Annotated in this window: 20 protein-coding genes and 1 tRNA gene; 9 read left to right on the top strand and 12 right to left on the bottom strand. The window is 71.5% G+C overall.

Annotated elements, in window-relative coordinates; genetic code table 11:
* From ACFC0B_RS08640 to ACFC0B_RS08630, 3 genes are read right to left on the bottom strand one after another with little or no spacing between them, the layout of a single operon-like run.
* Positions 1–633 (bottom strand): hypothetical protein, encoded by a 633-nt coding sequence (locus ACFC0B_RS08640; protein WP_376083930.1) that lies wholly within the window; start codon positions 631–633, stop codon positions 1–3.
* Positions 620–2269, bottom strand: coding sequence for an extracellular solute-binding protein (locus ACFC0B_RS08635; protein WP_376083928.1), 1650 nt, complete (start codon positions 2267–2269; stop codon positions 620–622). Before ACFC0B_RS08635 ends, ACFC0B_RS08640 begins: the two co-directional genes overlap by 14 nt.
* Before the next feature lie 38 nt (positions 2270–2307).
* Positions 2308–3426 carry a hypothetical protein gene (locus tag ACFC0B_RS08630; RefSeq protein ID WP_376083926.1) on the bottom strand — a complete coding sequence of 373 codons (1119 nt, stop codon included), beginning with the start codon at positions 3424–3426 and terminating at the stop codon, positions 2308–2310.
* Between the two features lie 295 nt (positions 3427–3721).
* Here ACFC0B_RS08630 and pyk point away from each other — a divergent pair, with 295 nt between their 5' ends.
* Positions 3722–5149: a pyruvate kinase gene (pyk, locus tag ACFC0B_RS08625; RefSeq protein ID WP_376083924.1), complete on the top strand. Its 1428-nt coding sequence runs from the start codon at positions 3722–3724 to the stop codon at positions 5147–5149.
* A gap of 46 nt (positions 5150–5195) precedes the next feature.
* On the opposite strand, the gene ACFC0B_RS08620 is transcribed toward pyk, so the two are convergent.
* Both ACFC0B_RS08620 and ACFC0B_RS08615 read right to left on the bottom strand, forming a co-directional pair.
* Positions 5196–5981 carry a transposase gene (locus tag ACFC0B_RS08620; RefSeq protein WP_376083922.1) on the bottom strand — a complete coding sequence of 262 codons (786 nt, stop codon included), beginning with the start codon at positions 5979–5981 and terminating at the stop codon, positions 5196–5198.
* A 102-nt stretch (positions 5982–6083) separates the two neighbouring features.
* Positions 6084–6166, bottom strand: a tRNA-Leu gene (locus ACFC0B_RS08615).
* Between the two features lie 91 nt (positions 6167–6257).
* On the opposite strand from ACFC0B_RS08615, the gene ACFC0B_RS08610 reads away from it, so the two are divergent.
* Positions 6258–6935 carry an ANTAR domain-containing response regulator gene (locus ACFC0B_RS08610; protein ID WP_376083920.1) on the top strand — a complete coding sequence of 226 codons (678 nt, stop codon included), beginning with the start codon at positions 6258–6260 and terminating at the stop codon, positions 6933–6935.
* Between the two features lie 51 nt (positions 6936–6986).
* On the opposite strand, the gene ACFC0B_RS08605 is transcribed toward ACFC0B_RS08610, so the two are convergent.
* From ACFC0B_RS08605 to ACFC0B_RS08580, 6 genes are all read right to left on the bottom strand, one after another.
* On the bottom strand, positions 6987–7703 hold the full coding sequence (locus ACFC0B_RS08605; protein WP_376083918.1) for an ABC transporter ATP-binding protein: 717 nt from the start codon (positions 7701–7703) through the stop codon (positions 6987–6989).
* Positions 7700–8542: an ABC transporter ATP-binding protein gene (locus ACFC0B_RS08600; protein ID WP_376083916.1), complete on the bottom strand. Its 843-nt coding sequence runs from the start codon at positions 8540–8542 to the stop codon at positions 7700–7702. The genes ACFC0B_RS08605 and ACFC0B_RS08600 overlap by 4 nt, the downstream gene beginning before the upstream one ends.
* Before the next feature lie 7 nt (positions 8543–8549).
* Positions 8550–10481 (bottom strand): branched-chain amino acid ABC transporter permease, encoded by a 1932-nt coding sequence (locus ACFC0B_RS08595; RefSeq protein WP_376084376.1) that lies wholly within the window; start codon positions 10479–10481, stop codon positions 8550–8552.
* A 5-nt stretch (positions 10482–10486) separates the two neighbouring features.
* Positions 10487–11416: a branched-chain amino acid ABC transporter permease gene (locus ACFC0B_RS08590; RefSeq protein WP_376083914.1), complete on the bottom strand. Its 930-nt coding sequence runs from the start codon at positions 11414–11416 to the stop codon at positions 10487–10489.
* Positions 11417–11547: 131 nt separating this feature from the next.
* On the bottom strand, positions 11548–12783 hold the full coding sequence (locus ACFC0B_RS08585; protein ID WP_376083912.1) for a branched-chain amino acid ABC transporter substrate-binding protein: 1236 nt from the start codon (positions 12781–12783) through the stop codon (positions 11548–11550).
* A 544-nt stretch (positions 12784–13327) separates the two neighbouring features.
* Positions 13328–13741 (bottom strand): PaaI family thioesterase, encoded by a 414-nt coding sequence (locus ACFC0B_RS08580; RefSeq protein ID WP_376084374.1) that lies wholly within the window; start codon positions 13739–13741, stop codon positions 13328–13330.
* 386 nt (positions 13742–14127) lie between these two features.
* Here ACFC0B_RS08580 and polA point away from each other — a divergent pair, with 386 nt between their 5' ends.
* The 5 genes from polA (at position 14128) to ACFC0B_RS08555 (ending at position 20641) form a co-directional block, all read left to right on the top strand.
* A complete protein-coding gene (gene polA / locus ACFC0B_RS08575; protein ID WP_376084373.1) occupies positions 14128–16809 on the top strand; it encodes a DNA polymerase I in 2682 nt (893 codons plus the stop codon).
* 88 nt (positions 16810–16897) lie between these two features.
* Positions 16898–17587: a hypothetical protein gene (locus tag ACFC0B_RS08570; RefSeq protein ID WP_376083910.1), complete on the top strand. Its 690-nt coding sequence runs from the start codon at positions 16898–16900 to the stop codon at positions 17585–17587.
* 107 nt (positions 17588–17694) lie between these two features.
* A complete protein-coding gene (locus ACFC0B_RS08565) occupies positions 17695–18432 on the top strand; it encodes a hypothetical protein (protein WP_376083908.1) in 738 nt (245 codons plus the stop codon).
* A gap of 200 nt (positions 18433–18632) precedes the next feature.
* Complete coding sequence (locus tag ACFC0B_RS08560) at positions 18633–19775, top strand: DUF3103 family protein (RefSeq protein WP_376083906.1); 1143 nt, start codon at positions 18633–18635, stop codon at positions 19773–19775.
* Between the two features lie 104 nt (positions 19776–19879).
* A complete protein-coding gene (locus tag ACFC0B_RS08555) occupies positions 19880–20641 on the top strand; it encodes a GNAT family N-acetyltransferase (RefSeq protein WP_376083904.1) in 762 nt (253 codons plus the stop codon).
* A 128-nt stretch (positions 20642–20769) separates the two neighbouring features.
* Here the strand turns inward: ACFC0B_RS08555 and ACFC0B_RS08550 are convergent, their stop codons facing one another.
* A complete protein-coding gene (locus ACFC0B_RS08550; protein ID WP_376083902.1) occupies positions 20770–20937 on the bottom strand; it encodes a hypothetical protein in 168 nt (55 codons plus the stop codon).
* Positions 20938–21001: 64 nt separating this feature from the next.
* Here ACFC0B_RS08550 and ACFC0B_RS08545 point away from each other — a divergent pair, with 64 nt between their 5' ends.
* Positions 21002–21469 (top strand): NUDIX domain-containing protein, encoded by a 468-nt coding sequence (locus ACFC0B_RS08545; RefSeq protein ID WP_376083900.1) that lies wholly within the window; start codon positions 21002–21004, stop codon positions 21467–21469.
* Positions 21470–21673: 204 nt separating this feature from the next.
* Positions 21674–22861, top strand: a complete 1188-nt coding sequence (locus ACFC0B_RS08540) for a glycosyltransferase (RefSeq protein ID WP_376083898.1) — start codon at positions 21674–21676, stop codon at positions 22859–22861.
* The last annotated feature ends 37 nt before the right edge of the window (positions 22862–22898 follow it).

Genomic DNA, 22898 nt, shown 5'->3' with positions numbered 1-22898 from the left:
TCAGGACGCCGGGACCAGGGCGGCCATCTCGTCCACCGCCCGGGCCAGTTCGGCCACCGGATCCGCCCCGTCCGGCACCCACGGCTGCCAGGTCAGCGCCCGCAGATAGCCGTCCACCGCCAACGGCAGCCGACGACGGACGATCGGCTCCGTGGTCGGCCCCGGCCCGGCCGTCCGCAGCCGCACCAGCAGCCCCGGCACGTTCGCCGACGGCGGCAGCGGCGCCGACCCGACGAACGCCGCCAACTCCTCCAACTGCGGCCAGAGCCGCGGCACCGGCGGCGCGGCCGGAGGGGTGGTCGGCGTGGCGGCCGGCGGGGTGGCGGGCGGGGTGGCGGGCGGGGTGGCGGGCGCCTCGGGCCGCTCGGGCGGGTCCGCTGCCGGAACCGGCTGCGGCTGCGGCTGCGGCTGCGGCAGGCCCCTCGCCGGGTCGGGCTCCGGCCACAGCGTCACCGTCGCGATGTACGCCCCCACCGCGAGCAGCGGCGGCAGGGCCGTCGGTGCCTGGAGCACGAAGGTGGCCGCCCCGACGCCCACGCTCGCCCCGCCCGCCACGAGGTGCCGGGTGGACACCAGGTAGGCCCAGGCCCGGCTCCACCCGTCACCCCCGCCGCCACCGTTACTGGTAGCCACGGATCTCCTCGAACGCCCCGTCCAGCGAGCCCGTCCCGTCGAACAGCTTGCCGCCGGTCAGGTCCGCGATGCCCTGCAACTGCCCCTTCGCCGCGTCGCCGAACAGGATCGGGAACACCGGCAGCGCCTTCTGGGCCGGCGAGAGCCCGCCGTGGAAGGCCCGGAAGTCCTGCTCCGAGGCCCCCTCGTTGCTCTCCCCGTCCGTCATCAGCACGATCGAGGTGAAGCGGTCGTCCTTGGCCGCCGACTGCTGGCGCTCAAGGGCCCGGTACGCCTCCTCCAACGACGAGTACACCGCCGTCCCGCCCTCCGCCGTCAGCCCCTGGACGTCCCCGTCGATCGCCGCCAGCTCCTGCTGGGCCGCGCCACCGGGAGGCACCGAATGGGTCTTCGTCGACTTCACCTTGGAGGCGAAGGAGATCAAGGTGACCTCCTCGCGGTCCCGGAACCGCCGCGTCCCCCGGGTGTCGTCCGCCCCGGTCAGCCGACCCATCGCCGACTTCAGCGACGCCAGACGCGCTCCGGCCATCGAGCCCGAGGTGTCCAGCACGTACGCCGTCCGCGACGGCCGGCGCAGCTCGTTCTGGTACGCGGACAGCAGACCGTCCGCCACCGCCTTGGTGCCCGGGAACGGCAGCTCGTGCACCCGCTCCGTCGGCAGCCCGGCCGCCGGGGCCACCCCCGGGGCGATCGGACGGCGCAGCGTCAGCTCCGAGATCCGCTTCTGCACCTCCGGCTGCAGCAGGTGGGCGGTCAGCCGCTGGAAGGCTTCCCGCTCCCGCTGCTGGGTCGAACTCAGCAGGGTCAGCGGGTAGTTCGCCGAGACCACGCCGTCGGTCGGGCGGACCACGGTCAGCTTCTGGTCGGCCGGCAGCGTCTTGTCGAGCGACAGCAGCACCGACTCGTAGTTCACCAGGGCCCCGATCGAGCCCTGCTCCGCCCGGGTGTACGCCTGCGCCAGCCAGCCGGAGGAACCCGAGGTCAGCTTCTGCCCGGTGAAGAACTGCTTGAGCTGCGGCGCCGCCTTCTGCACGTCCGCGTCGGTCAGCGCCGACCCCGCCCCCGAGAACGCCGAGGCCACCGCGACCAGCGCCGAGAAGCCCGAGTTGGAGCGGGACGGGTCCGCCATGCCGTAGGACAGCTTGCCGGCGGACGCCGCCTCCGCCAGGTTGCCCCAGGTCACCTTCGACCCGTCGCCCCAGGCCAGGTCGTTGATCACCGAGGAGCGGATCCCGAAGGCGACCGGCGAAGCCATGATCGGCGTCTCCGAGAGCAGCTTCTCCTTGCTCTTGTCGTACAGGTGCAGATACTGGTTCGACGGGAACCAGATGGCGTCGTACTTGCCGTCGGTGTTGCCCGCGGCGACGGCGTCCGCGCCGTCCAGCGAACCCGTCCAGGAGAACTGCACGCTCACCCCGGTGGCTTTCTGCGCCTCCTCCAGCACGGGTGCCATGTCCTGGAGTTCGCTGCCGGCGAGGATGCGCAGCACCCCCGGCTGCGCGGTCGGCGCGGGCTGGGCGCTCGCCGTGGTCGGCGAGTCGCTCGGCGCGGGCTTCGGGTCGGCCGAGGACGTGCACGCCGTCGCGGCCAACAGGGCCAGCCCGACGGCCAGGTGCCGGGCACCGCTCTTCCTCATCCTCACCCTTCCGGTGAATGTGCTTGCCATGTTCCCCGTCACTTGGTGGCCGTGGCCTTGACCAGGCTCAGCAGAATGTCCTGCTTGGGCAGCGCGACCCTCGGCAGGTTGAGATCGGGGTCGAACGCGAAGTTGTTCTTCGTGGGACCGTTGTTCAGCTCGGCGACGTGCGCCTTGAACGGTGACTCGCCGGACGGCGGAGTGGCCGGCCGGAACCCGTGCTCGACCGCCAGCTGGCGGAGCTTCTCGTCCTTCAGGAGAACGTCCGCGAGCTTCTTCCCGCCCTCGGTGAACCCCACGATCGAATGGTCGGAGATGACCGCGGTGTCCGGGTAGAGCAGCACCGTGTCGGGCGGAAGGTCCTTCTTGGCCGCCAGTTCGAGCGCCTGGGACTCGTACGCGAGCACCAGCGGCCGGCCGGTGCCGGAGACGAAGTCCGCGAACGGCTGCTCGGTGGAGGACTGCATCCCCCCTTGCCGGTTGAACGCCTCCTTCAGGTCCTTGCCGACCTTCTGCACGGTCGCCTCGTCCTGCACCGCCTCCCTGTTGTTCAGCAGGAAGGACATCATGGCGACGTACAGCGCCCCGGACGAGGACTTGTCCGGGTCGGTGGTGGTCAGGAAGAGGGAGCCCGCGAGCTCCGGGGGCCTGTTCTCCGGAGCGAGCTGCTCCCACTTGCGGCCCTCCAGGACCGCGCTGAGGAACTTGTCCATCGTGAGCGTCCAGACCTTGGAATCGCTCTGCGCCGCCAGGCCGTTCTTCCTGAGGATCTCGGCGGTCGCCTTGCGCGTGACGACGACCAGCGGCGAGTAGAACGGCCGGACCGGCGTCCCCGTGATCTTGTGGTCCTTCTGGATCGCCTCGGCCGGCGGCAGGCTGGCCGGGAAGGCGAAGTCGGCCGTGCCGCTCTGGACGTCGTTCATCTGCCAGGAGCCGGCGCTCTGGGCGCTCACCTCCAGGCCCTGCTGCCGCAGTTCCTCCTGGACCTTGGGATCGTCGAAGAACGCTTTCTTCTCGGATCCGACCGTGCCGGTGACCTTCACGACGCCCGAACTCGTCGTCCCCCCGGGCAGGTCGTCGGGCGGGTCGTCGGGCCGTCCCACCAGCCAGAACGCCACGCCGCCGGCCATCAGCAGGAGTACCAGGACTCCGACCACACCGCGCTTCATACCGGACGCTTCCCCCTCGTTGGAACCACTTCCGGATCCCGGCATCGCACCGGGGTGAAGAGCGTCCCGCCGCACCACGTGCGGCGGTGGAAGTGACGGTGAACCAGAGGTGAACACGCCTTCACGGAATCGCATCAGGGAGCGGGTGCGGGCGACTCCGGGGTACCTCTCGCACGGGGGTCCGACGTTGTGTCAGATTGTTCAACTCTCCTTATGGCAACGGCCATCCTGTTGTCCGGACCCGCATCGTCGTTACGCGCCGGTAATGCCTACTCTCAGCAGTATGCGCCGAGCAAAAATCGTCTGTACCCTCGGGCCCGCCACCGACACCTACGACCAGATCAAGTCCCTGGTCGACGCCGGGATGGACATCGCCCGATTCAACCTGAGCCACGGCTCGCACGCCGAGCACGAGGAGCGCTACCGCCGGGTCCGCAAGGCCGCCGACGAGACCGGCCGCAGCGTCGGTGTGCTGGTCGACCTTCAAGGCCCGAAGATCCGCCTCGGCACCTTCGCCGAGGGCCCGGTACTACTCGAACGCGGCGACGAGTTCACCATCTCCATCGACAATGGCGTCGAGGGAGACCAGAACGGCTGCGGCACCACCTACCCCGGCCTCGCCGGGGACGTCACCGCCGGCGAGCTGATCCTCGTCGACGACGGGCGGGTCGCCCTGGAGGTCGTCGAGGTGGCCGGACCGCGGGTCCGCTGCACCGTCGTCGAGGGCGGCCTGGTCTCCGACCACAAGGGCCTCAACCTCCCCGGGGTCGCCGTCTCGGTGCCCGCGCTGAGCGAGAAGGACATCGCCGACCTGCGCTGGGCCCTTCGGACCGGGGCCGACCTCGTCGCGCTCTCCTTCGTCCGCAGCGGGCGGGACGTCGAGGACGTCCACCGGGTGATGGACGAGGAGGGGCGCCGGGTCCCGGTCATCGCCAAGATCGAGAAGCCGCAGGCGGTGCAGAACCTCGACTCCATCGTCGACCGCTTCGACGGCGTCATGGTGGCCCGCGGCGACCTCGGGGTGGAGATGCCGCTGGAGGACGTGCCCATGGTCCAGAAGCGGGCGGTCGCCCTCGCCCGGCGGAACGCCAAGCCGGTCATCGTGGCGACCCAGATGCTGGACTCGATGATCAACTCCTCCCGGCCCACCCGCGCCGAGGCCTCCGACGTCGCCAACGCCGTCCTCGACGGCACCGACGCGGTGATGCTCTCCGGCGAGACCTCGGTCGGGAAGTACCCCTCCGAGACGGTCCGCACGATGGGGCGGATCATCGAGGCCGCCGAGCAGGACATCCTCGCCGACGGACTGCCGCCGCTCACCCCGAGCAACAAGCCCCGCACCCAGGGCGGCGCCGTCGCCCGGGCGGCCGCGGAGATCGGCGACTTCCTGCACGCCAAGTACCTGATCGCCTTCACCCAGTCCGGCGACACCGCCCGCCGGCTGACCCGCTACCGCTCGCCGATCCCCGTCCTGGCCTTCACCTACGAACCGGCCGTCCGCAGCCAACTCGCCCTCACCTGGGGCGTGGAGACCTTCCTCGGCCCCTTCGCGCCCACCACCGACGAGATGGTCGAACAGGTCGACGCCGCCCTGCTCTCCCTCGGCCGCTGCGAGAAGGGCGACATCGTCGTCATCACCGCCGGCTCCCCGCCCGGCCTCGCCGGCTCCACCAACCTCGTCCGCGTCCACCACGTGGGGACCCTGGACTGACCCGCCCCGCCGGCGCGGCCCCCCGGGAGGGGGAGCCGCGCCGGCCTCAGTACTTGGGCCCGATGTGGGCGTCCATGAGCGCCACGGAGTCCTTGCGGGCGACGGAGACGTTGACCTGGCCGGTGGGCCGGGGGATCGAGGCCTTCCACTGCACGCCGACGGCGTCGAGCGTGTCGGTGAAGAGGCGGACGATGTCGGCCGAGGTGTTGGTGAAGAAGTAGCGCGGGTACTCGTAGCGGCGGACGACACCGTCGACCCGCTTGGTGGCCCAGTTGGTGATGCGGCAACCGTCGGAGTGGATCAGGCCGCGCAGGAAGTCCCAGGGGTGGGCGTCGACGATCTCCTGCTGCCAGGGCTCCAGGGCTATGGTGCGCTCGTGCTTCTTGCCGGGGCCGTGCTGGGGGAAGTAGCAGTACAGGTGCTTCGAGTAGAGCTTGACCACGTAGCAGCCCGTCCGCCGGATCCGGCAGGGTCTGTTGCGCGGCATCACCTGGCGCATGGCCCGATCGACGGAGTCGATGATGCCGGGCCACTTGGCGTCGCAGGTGATGAAGAGGCTGGGGCTCCGGTGCTGTTCCGGCCAGGTGATGTGGCCGTCGCCGAGGTAGAGGCCGAGGAGGTAGGCGTAGGCCGGGCGGTCGAGTGCGTCACCGAAGCAGTGCGTGCAGGTGGATCGCTTCCGGCCGGGAAGCTGTCCGCGCTTGGCGAGGTCCTGGTGCTTCCACCAGGAGACGGTGCCGGGTGGGACGTCGAACCGGCGGGCCACCTCGGTGTTGGACATGCCTCCGCGAAGGAGGTGGACAGCCTGTTCGCGCACGGAATTCGTGGTCATGTGCGCCACTCTCTTCGGGGGCGCGGGCTGCGTCAGGAGTTCTACCGGGAGCCGCTCGATGTGATGAACTTCCCACGGCCTGGGAATACGAGGAAAATCTTGTGCCGAGTGTGGGATTCGAACCCACACGCCCTTTCAGGCAATCGCTTTTGAGGCGATCGTGTCTGCCCTTCCACCAACTCGGCGAGTCGCGCCCGTGAAGGATACCCTGCGCGCAACGCCCGGCGCAGCTAGGTACCCTCGTGCATGCAGTACCCCGCCGGAACGAGGAGCCCCGTGAGCACCGCCGACGAGCAGGCTGAGCCGCTTGAGACCGATTCGCCCCAGATCACCCGGATTGTGATCGCCGAGGACGAGGCGCTGATCCGTCTCGATCTGAAGGAGATGCTGGAGGAGGAGGGGTACACCGTCGTCGGGGAGGCCGGGGACGGCGCCACGGCGGTCCGGCTGGTGCAGGAGCTGAAGCCGGACCTGGCGATCCTGGACGTGAAGATGCCGGTGCTGGACGGGTTGTCCGCGGCCGAGCAGATCCACGAGCAGCACCTGGCGCCGGTGCTGATGCTGACCGCGTTCTCGCAGCGGGAGCTGGTGGACCGGGCGCGGGACGCGGGGGCGATGGCGTACATCGTCAAGCCGTTCTCCAAGAGCGACCTGGTGCCCGCGATCGAGATGGCGGTGTCCCGGTACACGGAGATGCGGACGCTGGAGGAGGAGATCGCGGATCTCACCCAGCGGCTGGAGACCCGGAAGCTGGTGGACCGGGCGAAGAGCGTGCTGCAGACCAAGTTCGGGCTGAACGAGCCGGCCGCGTTCCGGTGGATCCAGAAGACCTCGATGGACCGCCGGATGACGATGGCGGCGGTGGCCGAGGCGGTCATCGAGGAGGGCGCCGCGCAGGACCGCAAGAAGGCCGAGGAGGCCGAGGGTCCCGCGGGTCCCGCGGAGCAGGAGTAGCGGAAGGGCCCGGCGGTGTGCGCCGGGCCCTTCGTCGTGGAGCGGGGAGGGTCAGTCCTCGCCGAGGTAGGCCTTGCGGACCGACTCGTCGTGCAGGAGGTCGGCGCCGGTGCCCTGGAGGACGATGCTGCCGGTCTCCATGACGTAGCCGCGGTCGGAGAGGGAGAGCGCGGCCTGGGCGTTCTGCTCGACGAGCAGGATGGTGGTGCCGTCGGCCTTGAGCTCGACGATGGTCGCCATGATCTTCTGCATCATCAGCGGCGAGAGGCCCATCGAGGGTTCGTCGAGCATCAGCAGCTTGGGCCGGGACATCAGCGCCCGCCCCATGGCGAGCATCTGCTGCTCGCCGCCGGAGAGGGTGCCGGCGGCCTGCTTGCGGCGCTCGCCGAGGATGGGGAAGAGGCCGTAGGCCCGTTCGACGTCCCGGGCGATGCCGTCGGTGTCGCTGCGCAGGAAGGCGCCGAGGAGGAGGTTCTCCTCGATGGTCATCCGCGGGAAGATGTGCCGGCCCTCGGGGGAGTGGGCGAGGCCGAGGGCGACGATCTTGTGGGCGGGGACGGTGGTGAGGGCCTGGCCGGCGAAGGTGATGCGGCCGGCGGTGGGCTTGAGCAGGCCGGAGAGGGTGCGCAGGGTGGTGGTCTTGCCGGCGCCGTTGGTGCCGATCAGGGTGGTGACCTCGCCCTGGTTGACGGTGAAGCTGATGCCCTTGACGGCCTCGATCTTGCCGTAGGCGACGCGGAGGTCCTGGACTTCGAGGAGTGCGGTCACTGGTCGGTCTCCGTAACGGGGGCGGTGCCTTCGAGCGGGGCGCCGAGGTAGGCGGTGATGACGCGCTCGTCGCTCTGGACGGTCTCGCGGTCGCCCTCGACGATCTTCTGGCCCTGGACGAGCACGGCGGTGCGGTCGCAGAGGTTGAAGATGAAGCGCATGTCGTGCTCGATGACGAGGACGGAGACGCCCCGGTCGCGGATGGCGAAGACGAGTTCCTCGGCGGCGCGGGTCTCCTGGGGGTTCATGCCGGCGGTGGGCTCGTCGAGGAGCAGCAGGCCGGGGTCGGAGGCGAGGGCGCGGGCGATCTCCAGCTTGCGCTGCTCGCCGTAGGGGAGGTTGCGGGCGAGGTGGTCGGCCTTGCCGGCGAGGCCGGTGAACTCCAGGAGTTCCATGGCACTCTCGCGGCTCTCGGCCTCGGAGCGGTGGAAGCCGGGGCCGCGCAGGACGGCGGAGAGCAGGCCCTGGCGCATCCGGCTGTGCCGGCCGACCTGGACGTTCTCCAGGACGGTCATGTTGGCGAAGAGCCGGATGTTCTGGAAGGTGCGGGCGATGCCGGCCTGGGTGACGAGGTGGGGCTTGGGCGGCAGGACGGCGCCCTGGTAGGTGACGGTGCCCTCGGTGGGGACGTAGAGGCCGGTGAGGCAGTTGAAGAAGGTGGTCTTGCCGGCGCCGTTGGGGCCGATGAGTCCGATGATCTCGCCGCGGCCGACGGTGAGGGAGACGTTGTTGACGGCGGTGAGGCCGCCGAAGCGCATGGTGACGCCGGAGACGTCGAGGAGGGGCCCGGCGGTGCCGGGTGCGGCGTCGGCGGCTGCGGGGGCGTTGGTGGTGGTCATCGGGGGGTCACGCCCCTGCCTTGGTGAGGGCGACGGTGTCGCCGGTGGGCTGCGCGGGGATGGCGGCCTCGTGGAACTCCAGCTGCCGGCGGCGGTTGGGGATGAGGCCCTCGGGGCGGACGCGCATGAGGACGATGAGGGCGATGCCGAAGGCGAGCAGCTGGTAGTCGGCGAGGAATTCCAGCTTCTTCGGGATGAGGAAGAGGAGGGTGGCGCCGGCGAGCGGGCCGCTGATGGTGCCCATGCCGCCGAGGATGACGGCGGCGAGCAGGAAGGCGGAGTTGGGTGGCAGGGCTTCGGCGAAGGTGTACTGGTCGGGGGTGACGGTGTAGCTGACGTGGGCCTGGACGGTGCCGGCGAGGCCGGCGAGGCAGGCGCCGAGGGCGAAGGCGAGGAGCTTGAGGCGGAAGCCGTTGATGCCCATGGCCTCGGCGGCGGTCTCGTCCTCGCGGATGGCGACCCAGGCGCGGCCGATGCGGGAGTTGCCGACGCGGGCGAAGACCAGCACCACGAGGGCGGTGACGAGCAGCATCAGCAGGTAGTAGTTGGAGAACCGGCCGAGTTCGACGCCGAAGACGGTGGTGGGCTTGCCGAGGTTCCAGCCGAGGATCTCCAGGTCGGGGATCCGGGGGATGCCGTTGGAGCCGTTGGTGACCTTGGGGCCGGTGGTGCCGTTGAGGTTGAGCATGGTGATGCGGAAGATCTCGCCGAAGCCGAGGGTGACGATGGCGAGGTAGTCGCCGCGCAGGCGCAGGGTGGGGGCGCCGATGACGACGCCGAAGAGCATGGAGACGACGGCGCCGGTGAGCACGGCGGCCCAGAAGGGGAACTGGACGTGGATCGGCGAGGCGGGGGAGCCGGAGACCAGGGCGGCGCTGTAGGCGCCGACGCCGAGGAAGGCGACGTAGCCGAGGTCGAGCAGGCCGGCGAGGCCGACGACGATGTTGAGGCCGAGGGCGACGGTGGCGAAGATCAGGATGTTGGTGGCGACCGAGGTGTACTGGTCGCTGGTCTGGGTGAAGGGGAAGCTGGCGGCGGCGGCGAAGGCGGCGCCGGTGGTGACGGCCTGGTACTTGACGGTCAGCGCGCGCAGCCGGGCGATCAGGCCGGAGCGGCCGAGTGCGGCGGCGACGGAGGCGGCGAGCAGCAGGTAGCCGGTGAAGAGTTCGCCGTACTCGGTGTCGATGCCGAAGGTGATGGCGAACAGGCCGATGGCGAAGGCGACGACGATGAGGCCGACCTCGACCCAGGAGGGCAGTTCGCGGGGGGTGGGCAGCGGGCGCTGGACGGTGCCGAGCCGCAGCCAGGTGTTGGCGAGGTGGCCGACCTGGACGAGCAGGACGCCGCCGGTGGCGAGGGCGAGGCCGCCGGCGAGGGCGGTGAGCACGGGGGCGACCGGCTTGTCCTCGGGGATGGCGTGGGTGGCGAACCAGACGGCGGGGGCGATCGGGACGAGCAGGAAGAGCCGCTGGTCGAGGAAGCGCAGCGGGACGGCGGTGCGCCGGTCCAGGGGCAGTCCGAGGGCGCCGGCGACGGCGAGCAGCGAGCCGGCGGCGAGGGTCCAGCCGCCGGGTTCGAGGTTGGCGAGGCCGCCGAGGTCGTTGGCGATGGAGAGTGCGGAGAACCAGCCGACGGCGAGGGCGCCGGTGGCGGCGAACAGGACGGCGTTGTGGCTGTGCCGGGGGGCGGCCCAGCGGAGTCCGGGGACGCCCTGGGTGGCGAGCAGCAGGAGGAGGGTGAGCAGTCCGGCGACGAGGGCGAGCCATTGGAGGCCGGCGGGGGAGCCGTAGTAGGTGAGGTCGCCGGGGTAGTCGGAGGTCCAGGTCCAGGGCGTCAGGGCGGAGGCGGTGACGGCGAGTGCGCCGAGGCCGGTGAGCAGGGCGGCGGTGCGGCCGGGCAGGGGGATGACCGGGGTGGTTTCGGTGCCGGTGGTGGTCATGGTGCTCACGCCCTGTCCGCGACGCGCTCGCCGAGCAGGCCCTGGGGCCGGACGAGCAGGACGACGATGAGGAGTACGAAGGCCCAGACGTCCTTCCAGGCGCCGCCTCCGAAGAGGTGCATGCCGGGCAGGTGCTGGATGTAGCCGGTGGCGAGGGCTTCGGCGAGGCCGAGGGTGATGCCGCCGAGCATGGCGCCGTAGATGTTGCCGATGCCGCCGAGGACGGCGGCGGTGAAGGCCTTGAGGCCGAGGAGGAAGCCCATCCGGAAGTCGACCTGGCCGCTGCGCAGGCCGTAGGCGACGGCGGCGACGGCGGCGAAGGCGGCGCCGATGGCGAAGGCCATGACGATGATCCGGTCGGTGTCGATGCCCATGAGCTTGGCGGTGTCGGGGTCCTGGCTGGTGGCCTGCATGGCGCGGCCGGAGCGGGTGCGGGTGACGAACCAGCCGAGGGCGATCATGCAGAGCGGGGCGGCGGCGATGAGGAAGAGGTCGCTGCGCTGGATGGCGACGGAGCCGAGTTCCAGGGGGTCGCCGGGGATCTTCGGGAAGACCCGGGCCTTCTTGGCGTCCGGGTAGAAGGCGAAGACCAGTTGCTGCAGGGCGATGGACAGGCCGATCGCGGTGATCAGCGGGGCGAGCCGGGGTGCCGTGCGCAGCGGCCGGTAGGCGAAGCGTTCGGCGGCGACGGCGGTGAGGGTGGAGACCAGGATGCCGGCGATCAGCATCAGCGGTAGGGCCAGCCACAGGGTGGTGCCGCCGGGGAGGGCGAGGTAGGCGGTCAGGGCGCCGAAGCCGCCGACCATGACGATCTCGCCGTGGGCGAAGTTGATGAGCTGGACGATGCCGTAGACCATCGTGTAGCCGATCGCGACGAGCCCGTAGAGGGCGCCGAGGATCAGGCCGTTGGCCAGCTGCTGCGGTAGGTCGTGCACCGCTGGGCCTCCGTTGTGCGTGTGGGGTGTCCGTGGGTGGTGGATGCGGGTGCGCGCGGGGGCACTCGTGGCGCCCCCGCGCGGGTAACTCCGGTGTGCTTCAGTTCGCCTGACGCGAGGTCAGGTTCGGGTCAGCCGTTGAAGGTGCCGGACTTCTCCACGGCCCACTTGCCGTCCTTGACGGTGTAGACGGTGAGCTGCTTGTTGGTGGTGTCGCCGAACTCGTCGAAGGAGACCTTGCCGGTGACGCCCTCGAAGGTGACCTTCTGGACGGCCTCGACGACCTTGGCGCGGGGGTTGTCGGGCAGCTTGCCGTTGTTGACGGCGGCGACGGCCTTGACGCCCTGGATGATGGCCCAGGCGCTGTCGTAGGAGTAGCCGCCGTAGGTCTCGTAGGCGTCCTTGAAGCCGGCGGCCTTGTAGTCGGCGATGAACTTGGCGGCGGTGGGGAGCTGTTCGACGGGCAGGCCGACGGCGGTGGCGAGGTCGCCCTGGCCCTTGGGGTTGAGCTTGATGAAGTCGCCGCTCTGGATGCCGTCGCCGCCCATCAGGGGGATGCTGACGCCGGCGTCCTTGAGCTGGAGGGAGAGCGGGCCGGCGGCGGGGTACTCGCCGCCGTAGTAGACGGCTTCGGCGCCGGAGGACTTGACCTTGGTGACGACGGCGGCGAAGTCGCGGTCGTCGGGGTTGACGTGCTCCTCGCCGACGATCTGGCCGCCGTTCTTGAGGAACTGGCCCTTGAAGGTGGCGGCGAGGCCGGCGCCGTAGGTCTTCTGGTCGTCGATGAGGAAGACCTTGGTCTTCTTGGCGTCCTTGACCAGGTAGTCGGCGGCGAAGGGGCCCTGGACGGCGTCGGTGGTGGCGGTGCGGAAGTAGCTCTTGAACGGGCGGGACTTCTCGCCGGTGGCCCACTTCTCGCCCTGGCTGAGGGCGACGCCGGTGTTGGCGGGGGAGACCTGGACGAGGTTGGCGTCGTTGAAGATCTGCTGCATCGACTGCGCGACGCTGGAGTTGAGCGGGCCGACGACGCCGATGACGCTCTTGTCGCCGACCAGCTGGGTGGCGTTCTGCTGGCCGGGGGCGGGCTTGCCGGTGTCGTCGAGGGCCTTGATCTCGAACTTGACGCCGGGGACCTCGTTCTTCTCGTTGGCCTGCCGGACCGCGAGGTCGACGGAGTTGCGGATGCCCAGGCCGAGGGCGGAGAGGTCGCCGGTGAGCGGGGCGTCGATGCCGATGACGACGGTGGTGGTGGAGCCGCCGCCCTTGCCGCTGTCCCCGGACTTCTTGTCGTCGCGGGAACCGCACGCGGTGAGGGTGAGGGCGCCGATCACGGCAATGCTCACGACAACTGCTGAACGATGACGCACGAGGGTCCCCTTCGGTTCAGGAGGGCGCCGCGCCTGAACGGCGGGAGCCTGGATGCGCGGTGGGCCTGGCCCATTCCGTTTGGCGCGGTGACTGGCCGTGACTCTAGATGTCGGTCGGCGGCTCGGGCAGTGGTGCGGCGAGGCTGTGATTCTCTTGTTATGAGCACACAGAGAAGGCGTCTCAGTATGTGGTCGTTCCGGCCCGATCGATCCGCCAGTGCCGGGGGCTTCTTTCCCAACTCGCCCTATGTAAGGCGTAGAAGGGCAGGTGACTCCTGGCCTCGCCGATAATCGGACATCAGTGTTCAGGGTGTTGGTGGCGGACATGGACGTCCGAATATCGGACGAAGGTGGGGCTGGCAGGCCGCTTTCGTCCGCTTCGATCTCCGGCACTGTCAGTTGCTCGGATGTCCTACTTGTTACGCAGTGTTACGTCGATGGAAAATCCCGGACATGCCGCCGCCCCCTTGTCCAGACCAACGACTGCCCAGGGCGGTCGAAGGTCAAACAAGGGGGCGGGCAAGGGATTTGACGAGAAATCAGGTCAGAGGTCGCGCAGCATGCAGGTGAGGCGGCAGCTGGTGACCCGCTTGCCGGTGTCGTCGGTGATCGCGATCTCGTAGGTGGCGGCCGTGCGCCCCTTGAAGACCGCGGTCGCCACGCCGGTGACCAGGCCGGAGGTGGCCGAGCGGTGGTGGGTGGCGTTCAGGTCCACGCCCACCGCGTACCGGCCCGGGCCGGCGTGCAGCATCGCGCCGACCGAGCCCAGGGTCTCGGCCAGCGCCGCCGAGGCGCCGCCGTGCAGCAGGCCGTACGGCTGCTGGTTGCCGTCCACCGGCATGGTGCCGACCACCCGGTCGCCGGAGGCCTCGACGATCCGGATGCCCAGCTTCTCGCCGAGCAGCCCGCCGGAGAAGGTGGCCGGGTCCACGCCCAGCTTGGCGAAGTGCTCCAGCATCTCCGGCGAGACGTCGAGGAGGAGGGGGGCCTGGGCGGTGCCGTCGGGGGTCGCGCCGGGAGCCGCGTCGGAGGCGGCGGCCGCGTCGGGGGCCGGATCGGTCATGGGGGAGCTCCTGCCGCTCGGGGGTCACGTCGTCGTGCTGCCTGTGATCGTACGACCGTCCTACTCGGCGGTAGAGGCGGTGGCGGGCGGAGGCGGGTGTGGCGCCCGGGGCGCGAGCGCACCCGAGGGGCCCCCGCCCCCGGCATGCCCCTTTTGTCGGTGGCGGGCCCTAGGATCGGTGGCCGGTAGTGGAATCGGCAGGAACGGACGTTGACGTGGCTACGCAGAGTACGGACAAGGGCGCGCCGGGTGGCGGCGGGGCCGGATCGCGGCCCCGCCTGATGCTGCTCGACGGGCACTCCATGGCCTACCGGGCGTTCTACGCGCTGCCCGTGGAGAACTTCAACACCTCCACCGGCCAGCCCACCAACGCGGTGTACGGCTTCGCCTCGATGCTGGCCAACACCGTCCGGGACGAGGCCCCCACCCACCTCGCGGTCGCCTTCGACCTCTCCCGGCAGACCTTCCGCTCGGTCGAGTTCCCCGACTACAAGGCCAACCGGGCCAAGACCCCGGACGAGTTCCGCAGCCAGGTCGGCCTGATCGGCGAGCTGCTCGACGCCATGAACGTGCCGCGGCTGACCGCCGAGGGCTTCGAGGCCGACGACATCATCGCCACCCTGGCCACCGCCGCCGAGGCGGCCGGCTTCGACGTCGACATCGTCACCGGCGACCGGGACTCCCTGCAACTGGTCACCGAGCACATCACCGTGCTCTACCCGACCAAGGGCGTCTCCGAGCTGACCCGCTACACCCCGGAGAAGGTCGCCGAGAAGTACGGCGTCACCCCCCGCCAGTACCCGGACCTGGCCGCGCTGCGCGGCGACCCGTCCGACAACCTGCCCGGCATCCCCGGCGTCGGCGAGAAGACCGCCGCCAAGTGGGTCAACCAGTTCGGCTCCTTCGAGGAACTGGTCACCCGCGCCGACGAGGTCAAGGGCAAGATCGGCGAGAAGCTGCGCGAGCACCTCGACTCGGTCAGGCGCAACCGCGTCCTCACCGAGCTGGTCCGCGACGTCGAACTCCCGCTCGGCGTCGGCGACCTGGCCCGCGCGCCGTTCGACGCGCCGGCCGTCGGCGCGCTCATGGAGTCGCTGGAGTTCCGCAACGCCAACTTCCGCGACCGCGTCTTCGGCATCGACCCGGCCGCCGCCGAGCCCGAGGCCGCCGAGCTGGCACCCGGCGTCGAGGTCGACGGCGAACTGCTCACCGACCCCGGCACCCTCGCCGCCTGGCTCCAGGAGCACGCCACCGGGAAGTCCCCGGTCGCGCTGGCCGCCGTCTACCAGTGGGCGCTCGGCAGCGGCGAGGTCACCGAGGTGGCGCTGGCCGCCGGGGAGACCGCCGCCTGGTTCGACCCGGCGCTGCTCGCCGAGGAGGACGAGCGGGCCTTCGCCGCCTGGCTGGCCGACCCGGCCGCGCCCAAGGCCCTGCACATCGCCAAGCAGGTCATGCGGGCCTTCGCCGAGCGCGGCTGGACCGTCGAGGGCGTCGTCGCCGACACCGCCCTCGCCGCCTACCTGGAGAAGCCCGGCCGCCGCACCTTCACCCTGGAGGTGCTCGCCGAGGAGTACCTGGCCCGTTCGCTCGCCCCGGCCCCCGCCGCCGAGTCCGGCCAGCTCGCCTTCGACGCCCCCGAGGAGGACCCGGCCGCGCACGCCCAGGCACTGATGCTCCAGGCCCGCGCCGTGCTCGATCTCGCCGCGCTCTTCGACACCCGCCTCGCCGAGGTCGGCGCCACCGAACTGCTGCGCGACATGGAGCTGCCGATCGCCGCCCTGCTCGCCCGCATGGAGCGCACCGGCATCGCCGCCGACCGCGACTGGCTCACCGGCCTGGAGGCCCAGTTCGCCGCCGAGATCCAGCGCGTGGTGGAGGAGGCGCACGCCGCGGCCGGCCGCGAGTTCAACCTCGGCTCGCCCAAGCAGCTCCAGGAGATCCTCTTCGGCGAGCTGGCCCTGCCGAAGACCAAGAAGATCAAGACCGGCTACACCACCGACGCCGACGCGCTCACCTGGCTCGCCACCCAGACCGACAACGAACTGCCGGTCATCCTGCTGCGCCACCGCGACCAGGCCAAGCTGCGCACCACCGTCGAGGGACTGCTCAAGACCGTCTCCCCGGCCGGGCGCATCCACACCACCTTCAACCAGATGGTCGCCGCCACCGGCCGGCTCTCCTCGCAGGACCCGAACCTGCAGAACATCCCGGTGCGCACCGAGGAGGGCCGGATGATCCGCCGCGCCTTCGTCGTCGGCGAGGGCTACGAGTCGCTGCTCACCGCCGACTACTCGCAGATCGAGCTGCGGATCATGGCCCACCTCTCCGAGGACGAGGCGCTGATCGAGGCCTTCGCCAGCGGCGAGGACCTGCACACCACCGTCGCCTCCCAGGTCTTCGAGGTGCCGGGCAGCGCCGTCGACGCCGAGATGCGCCGGAAGATCAAGGCGATGTCCTACGGCCTGGCCTACGGCCTCTCCGCCTACGGGCTCTCCCAGCAGCTCGGCATCAAGCCCGCAGAGGCCCAGGGCCTGATGGACACCTACTTCGAGCGCTTCGGCGGCGTGCGCGACTACCTGCACCGGGTCGTCGAGGAGGCCCGGGCCACCGGCTACACCGAGACCCTGCTCGGCCGCCGCCGCTACCTGCCGGACCTCAACAGCGACAACCGCCAGCGCCGCGAGATGGCCGAGCGGATGGCCCTCAACGCCCCGATCCAGGGCTCGGCCGCCGACATCGTCAAGATCGCCATGCTGCGGGTCGACGAGGCGCTGCGCGCCGCCGGCCTGACCTCCCGGATGCTGCTCCAGGTGCACGACGAAATCGTGCTGGAGCTGGCCCCCGGCGAGCGCGAGCCGGTCGAGGCGGTCGTCCGCGAGCAGATGGCCGGCGCCTACCCGCTGCGCGCCCCGCTGGACGTCTCGGTCGGCGTCGGCGCCGACTGGGAGGCCGCCGCGCACTGACGCACCGTCAACAGGCCCCGGGTGCAACCTCGCCGAGGGTACACCCGGGGCCTTTCCGGCATCGGGGAGCGGTCCTACCCTGGTGGGTATGCCCGCCGATGAGGTGCTCCGCCGCGGCCGTGACGGCACCACCGTCGACCTCGTGTTCGAGTCGGGCGGGGGCTCCTGGCCCGCCGCCACGCTCCTGGTGCTGCGCACGCTCGCCGTCCTGCTCGCCGTGGGCGTCGTGTTCCTGCCCGCCGGCATCCTGCTCGTGATGGTCGCGGTGATCGTCGGCGCCACCTTCGTGGGCGCGGTGACCTTCTGCGGGGCGCTGTGGGTGTCCGCCGCGCTGCTCCTGTGGCCGTTCGCCGCGGCCGGCGAGCTGCGGTCGGTCCGCCGGGTGCAGTTCACCCCGGCCCGGGCCCCGACCGAACTGCGTTGCGTCCGGGGTGCCCGCGCCGACGACTGGGCCCCGATCTCCGGCCTGCGGCGGATCCAACTGGACGAGGCCGTGGAGGAGCCCTACGAGGGCGACCCCGCGCCGGCCGCCCGCACCCTCACCATCACGGTGGTGACCGTGACCGGCGACGACGGCCGCTCGCACCAGGCGCCGAAGGGCACCGAGGCCGACGCGCTCCAGCACGCCCTGGAGGACCTGCTCGGCCCGGCCGGCGTCCCCGTCCTGCGCCGCACCGAACGCCGCGTCCGCCCCAAGCCCCGCCCCTCCTCCGGCGGTTGGGTCTACGGCGGCTCGGGCTCGGCCAATTCCGGCGGAGGCTTCTCCGGCGGCGGATGAGCCGGTGCGGATGAGCCGGTGCGGGCGGGTCGGGGAGCGCCCACCGGCGGTGCCGTCGGTCTTCCCGGAGGGGGTGCCCGCTCCTACGCTGAGGCGGTGGGGTGGTGATGCCGGTGAAGGCCGTGAAGAAGCCGGAGCTGAGCCTGCGCAGCACCGGGGGATCGACGATTCTGACGATCCGTCCGGGCGGTGGGCGGTGGCTCACCGCCGGGTGGATCGTCCTCTCCCGGGTGGCCCTCGGGGTCGCCCGGCAGGTGTGGTGGATCCCCGCCTACGTTCCGCTGATCCTGGTGCTCCGGTGCCTGGTGGAACTCGACCCCCGCACCAATCTGGCGATCGTCGGCGGCGTCCACCTCCTGTGCTCGCTGCTGTGGGCGACCAGGGAGATGCGGGACCCGCTCCGAGTGTTCCACCGGCTGGAGTTGCGCCCGCCCGACGCCCCCGACCGGTTCCGGATCGTCGGGCCCGGTCCGGCAGGCCGGTGGCGGCCGGCGGCGGACCTGCTGGGGGTGCGGATCGTGCACCTGGTCACCGGGCCGCCGGACGGCCGACCGGTGCCGGAGGACGACGGGTGGAAGGTCGAGGTGCGGGTGCGCGAACCCCGCCCGCTGTACTGCGTCGGCGCCGGCGACCCCCGGGCGGTGGCGGCGGAACTCGCCCGGGTGCTGGAACCCGCCGGAGTCCCGGTGGAGTTCGTCACCGCCCGGCGAACGGCGCGCAGACTCCCCGCGCCGGCGGTCCGCCCACCGGCCGGTGCCCGACCCGGCGGGGCCGTGCCCGCCGATGCTGTGCCCGCCCCTGCCGACGCTGTGCCCGCCGACGCCCCGCCGGAGCGGCGGTCCTGAGCGCCGGCGGCAGGGCGCGGACCGCCGTGCCGCCGGAATCCGGGGGACCGGCCAGGAGCCTGCGGTCCATTGCGGTGGCCCCGGGGGGTTGATCCGGGGTCAGGGAACCCCTTCACTTGTCATGGCGCCGTCGCTCTTGATCGCGACGCCGGTCCGCACCAACGCTCCGACGCCTCACCCGACGAGCCTGGAGAACCCTCATGTCCCACTCCCGCGTACGACGTGCCGTCGTCGCGCTCACGGCCCTGCCCCTGCTCGCGCTCGGCGCGGGCCAGGCGGTGGCCGCCCCGGCCGCCCCTCCGGCCGCCCCGGCGCCCTCGGCGTCCGCGTCCCGGGTCACCGCGATCGAGGACGAGGTCGCCCGCACCCTGGCCGCCTCCCTCACCGACCCCACCCTGCGCGAGCGGCTGCGCTCGGCGACCGCCGCCGCGCCCGGCGGCGCCGCGCTCGCCCCGCTGGCCGCCGAGGCCCCGGGAACCGCCGCCCGCGGACTCGCCGCCGCCACCACCCGCGCGGACCTCGGCATAGCCGCCGCCAAGGGCCTCGGCGCCGACCTCGGCCCGCTGCTGCGCGTCCAGCTCGCCGACCCCTCGATGCGGGCCGCGCTCGACGCGGGCGCCGCGCCGCTGGTGGCCACCGCCGGCACCGACGAGCACGCCCGCACCGTCCGCGCCTACGACACCGCCGGGCGGACCCACGGCCTCGACGCCGCCACCCTGCCCGCCCGCCCGGTCTACCTGGTCGACATCGACGGGGCCAAGGCGACCGAGGCCGGGACCGCCGTGCTCCAGCGGGAGTTGGCCGCCCGCGGCATCGCTCCTGCGGCCCAGGCCCCCACCGCCGCGCAGGCCGCCGGCTGGTGGGGCACCAAGATCACCTCCGTCGAGGTGAAGGACGACGAGGAGCCCTGGTTCAAGGGCGCCGCCGAGATGTTCAGCCTGGTGTCCGGCTTCGGCCTGGACGGCAAGGTCCGGGTCGACTCGGTCGCCATGCCGTACCTCCAGTACGACGGCACGACGTACTACCCCAACCAGATCCTGGTGAACTGGTCGAACTACAAGTACAACCTGGCCGACGTCGTCCTGATGGAGGACGACGGCGACACCAACTACCTGGCGCTCGCCCAGGCCGTCGCCGCCGTCCTGCTCACCATCGCCGACCAGGGCGCCTACATCCCGCTGGTCAACGCCGTCCTGGCGGCGCTGCCGACGTCCTGGTGGACCGACGACCCGGACTACGTCGAGTCCTGGTACACCCTGGCCCGCACCAGCACCGGCCGCCTCAACGGCGCCCGGGGCAACGGCTGGATGACCGTCGAGCCGTACTGGGTCAGCCAGCTCTGACCGTCCCCGCTGCCGGCGGGTCGGCGTCGCGCGTCGCCGCGCTTCGTCGGCCCGCAGTTGATCAACCCGTGTCACGGAGTCAATTTCGTACTACCGTGGGCCCGATGACTACGGAATCCAGGTCGACCGACCGCCGCGCGCTCCTGGCCGAGGCGCCGACGCTCCAGGCCCGCAACTCCGCTTCCTTCTGGACCGCCACCGGCGCGTCCCGGGGGCACGAGGTGATCCGGCACCGCGGGTTCCTCGCCGTCGACGGCGACGAGCGTGCGGGCCTGCGGATCCTGGTCCAGGAACCCGACCTCGACCCGGGCGAAGCGGCCGAGGTGGGCGAGCTGGTCCGCCGGGCCGCAGGTTCGGTGATCGTCGAGGATCCGTTCAGCTCGATGGACCTCAGCCACCTGGGCCTGCGCACCTGGCAGATGCCGGTCATGCTGCGCCTGCCCGGGCCCGTCGGTGCCCCGGCCCCGGACGTGACCCGGGTGCGGCGGCCCGAGGACCTCTGGGCGGCCGAGCGGATCGTGATCGAGGGCTTCGAACTCGACAGATTCGAGCCCCACCGCGCCGGCGAACTCTTCCCGGCGGCGCTGATCGAACAGCCGGGCGTGGACGTGTTCGTCGCCTCGGTCGACGGCGTGCCCGCAGGCGCCGGCGTGAGCGTCGTGGCCGACGGCATCGCCAGCCACTACTGGATCGCCACCTCGTCCGCCTTCCGCTCCCGCGGCGTCGGCCGGGCCGTCATGCTCGGCGCCCTCGCCCACGTGACGGACCTCCCCGCCACCCTCACCGCCTCCAAGCTGGGCCGCCCGCTCTACGAGTCCCTGGGCTACACAGCCGCGTCCCCCGCGACCTGGTGGGCCTCCTCCTGAGCCACGGCGTCGCGCGCGGGAAGCGGGCGGCGGGCGGCGCCCGAAGAACGGGGTTGCGCAGGAAGTCGGGTGGATCGACTTCCTGCGCAGCACTGGTGGTCGAGGGCGGGTGTTCAGGCGGCGAGGGCTCAGACGAACTTGCCGACCCCGCCCGCGCGGGGGCGGCAGCCCCAGCGCTCGGCGAGCTCGTTGCCGAGGAAGAGGGAGCTGGAGGGGGATGTCCCGCTGAGCCTTTCGAGCCGGAGCACTTCAGGCGGGCCCAGGACGACGGTGTGTTCGATCCCTTCGCAGGCCACGTCGAGGACTTGTGGGAGAGGGGCCGGAACGTGTGGACTGTCCCGGTGACGGAGGTGGTGGATCATGCCCAGGCGTGACTACGAGGACGACCCCAACGCCCCCGAGGCCAACTCCCTGGTCCCGGCCGCGTCCGTGGTCGTGGTCGACGACGCGGGCCGGGTTCTTCTCCAGCGACGTACCGACAACGGGATGTGGGCGCTGCCCGGCGGCAGGATGGACATCGGCGAGTCGCTCGCCGGGTGCGGGGTGCGCGAGACGCGCGAGGAGACCGGCATCGATATCGAGATCACCGGGATCGTCGGCACCTACACCGACCCCCGGCACGTGTTCGCCTACGACGACGGCGAGGTCCGGCAGGAGTTTTCGATCTGCCTCCTCGGACGCCCGCTCGGCGGGGAGTTGCGGGTGTCCGACGAGTCCCACGAGGTGGCGTGGTTCACCCCGGCCGAAACGGATGGACTGCCGATGGTGTCGAACATCCGCAGGCGGCTGGCCGACTGGCGCTCCGGGGCGATCCCGGTGGTGCGCTAGCCACCGGTCGTCGTCCGGCTCCTGGCGTTGGTGCGATCGCCCGTGTTCGGGCTGCCGAGGGAGGTGTCGCGGACGTGCCCTCGATGGGGTGAAGCTGACTGCGGCATTGCACAGTTCGCGCGCCGATGGCGAGGAAGGTGTCCTGCTATCGTCCGCAGTGTTCGGACGCCGCTTTCCAGGCATGAACGGATGGGGAGTTCCTCTGTGATCAGCGATGCCGTCGGCCGCCACCCGGAGCGAGCCTTCCGGCTGATCGTGACGGGCGGCGGAACCGGCGGTCACACTTACCCGGCGCTCACCGCGGTGCGCACCGCGCGGGCGAGGCTCGCCGCTGCCGGCCGGGCGCTGGATGTGCTGTGGGTCGGCACGGCGGACAGTTTGGAGTCCCGTGTCGCGGCGGGTGAGGGAATCGAGTTCACCGAGGTCGCCACGGGGAAGATCCGGCGCCACCGGAACCCGATCAAGATGGTCTCCCCTGCGAACGTGCGGGACATGGCGCGTGTGCCGCTCGGTGTCGCCCAGGCCCGCGCAGTGGTCTCCCGGTTCCGCCCGGACGTGGTGCTGGCCACGGGCGGATACGTCGCGGTTCCGGTGGGCATCGCCGCTTCGCTGTGTCGTCGCCCGCTGGTCGTCCATGAGCAGACGGTGCGCCTGGGCCTGGCCAACCGAACGCTCGCAGGACGGGCGGCACGCATCGCGGTGTCGTCCGAGTCCACGCTGCCGCTGCTGCCCGAGGCGGTCCGCTCGCTTGCGGTCGTCACCGGCAATCCAGTGCGGCCCGAGGTGCTGACCGGTGATGCGGACAAGGCGATCCAGGCTCTTGGGCTGCACGGCTTCCGCCGTGACCTGCCGACGGTGTACGTCACCGGCGGCGCGCAGGGCTCGGAGCAGATCAACGGACTGGTGGCCGACGTCCTGCCCTGGTTGCTGGCCAGTGCCAACGTGATCCACCAGTGCGGCCCGGCGAACGTCGAAGCCCTGCGGGCCCGCGCCGCGGCTCTTCCCCCGCATCTGGTGTCCCGGTATCTGCTCACCGGGTTCGTCGGCCCCGAGCTGCCCGATGTCCTCGCACTGGCCGATGTGGTGGTCTCCCGCAGCGGGGCGGGCACGATCGCGGAGCTGACGGCGCTGGGCAAGGCCTCGGTTCTCGTTCCCCTCGCCAGCTCGGCCGGCAACGAGCAGGCCCACAACGCCGGCCACCTGCACGATGCCGGGGCGGCGGTCGCGCTGCTCGGTGATGTGACGGCGGAGCGCCTCCGTGTGGCGGTCGATCCGCTGCTGACCGACGCCCACCACCGTGCGGGCATGGCCGAGCGCGCGCGCTCCTACGGCCGGCCGGACGCCGCCGACCGGCTGGTGGACCTGGTCCTGGCGGCTGCCGTCGCGCACTGACGGCCGGTCACTGGAGCCCGGGGCGAGCTTCGCCCCG

The organism is Kitasatospora sp. NPDC056184 (assembly GCF_042268405.1).
In the GTDB taxonomy this organism is placed as follows: Bacteria; Actinomycetota; Actinomycetes; order Streptomycetales; family Streptomycetaceae; genus Kitasatospora.
This window is presented reverse-complemented; position numbering and strand designations above follow the sequence as displayed.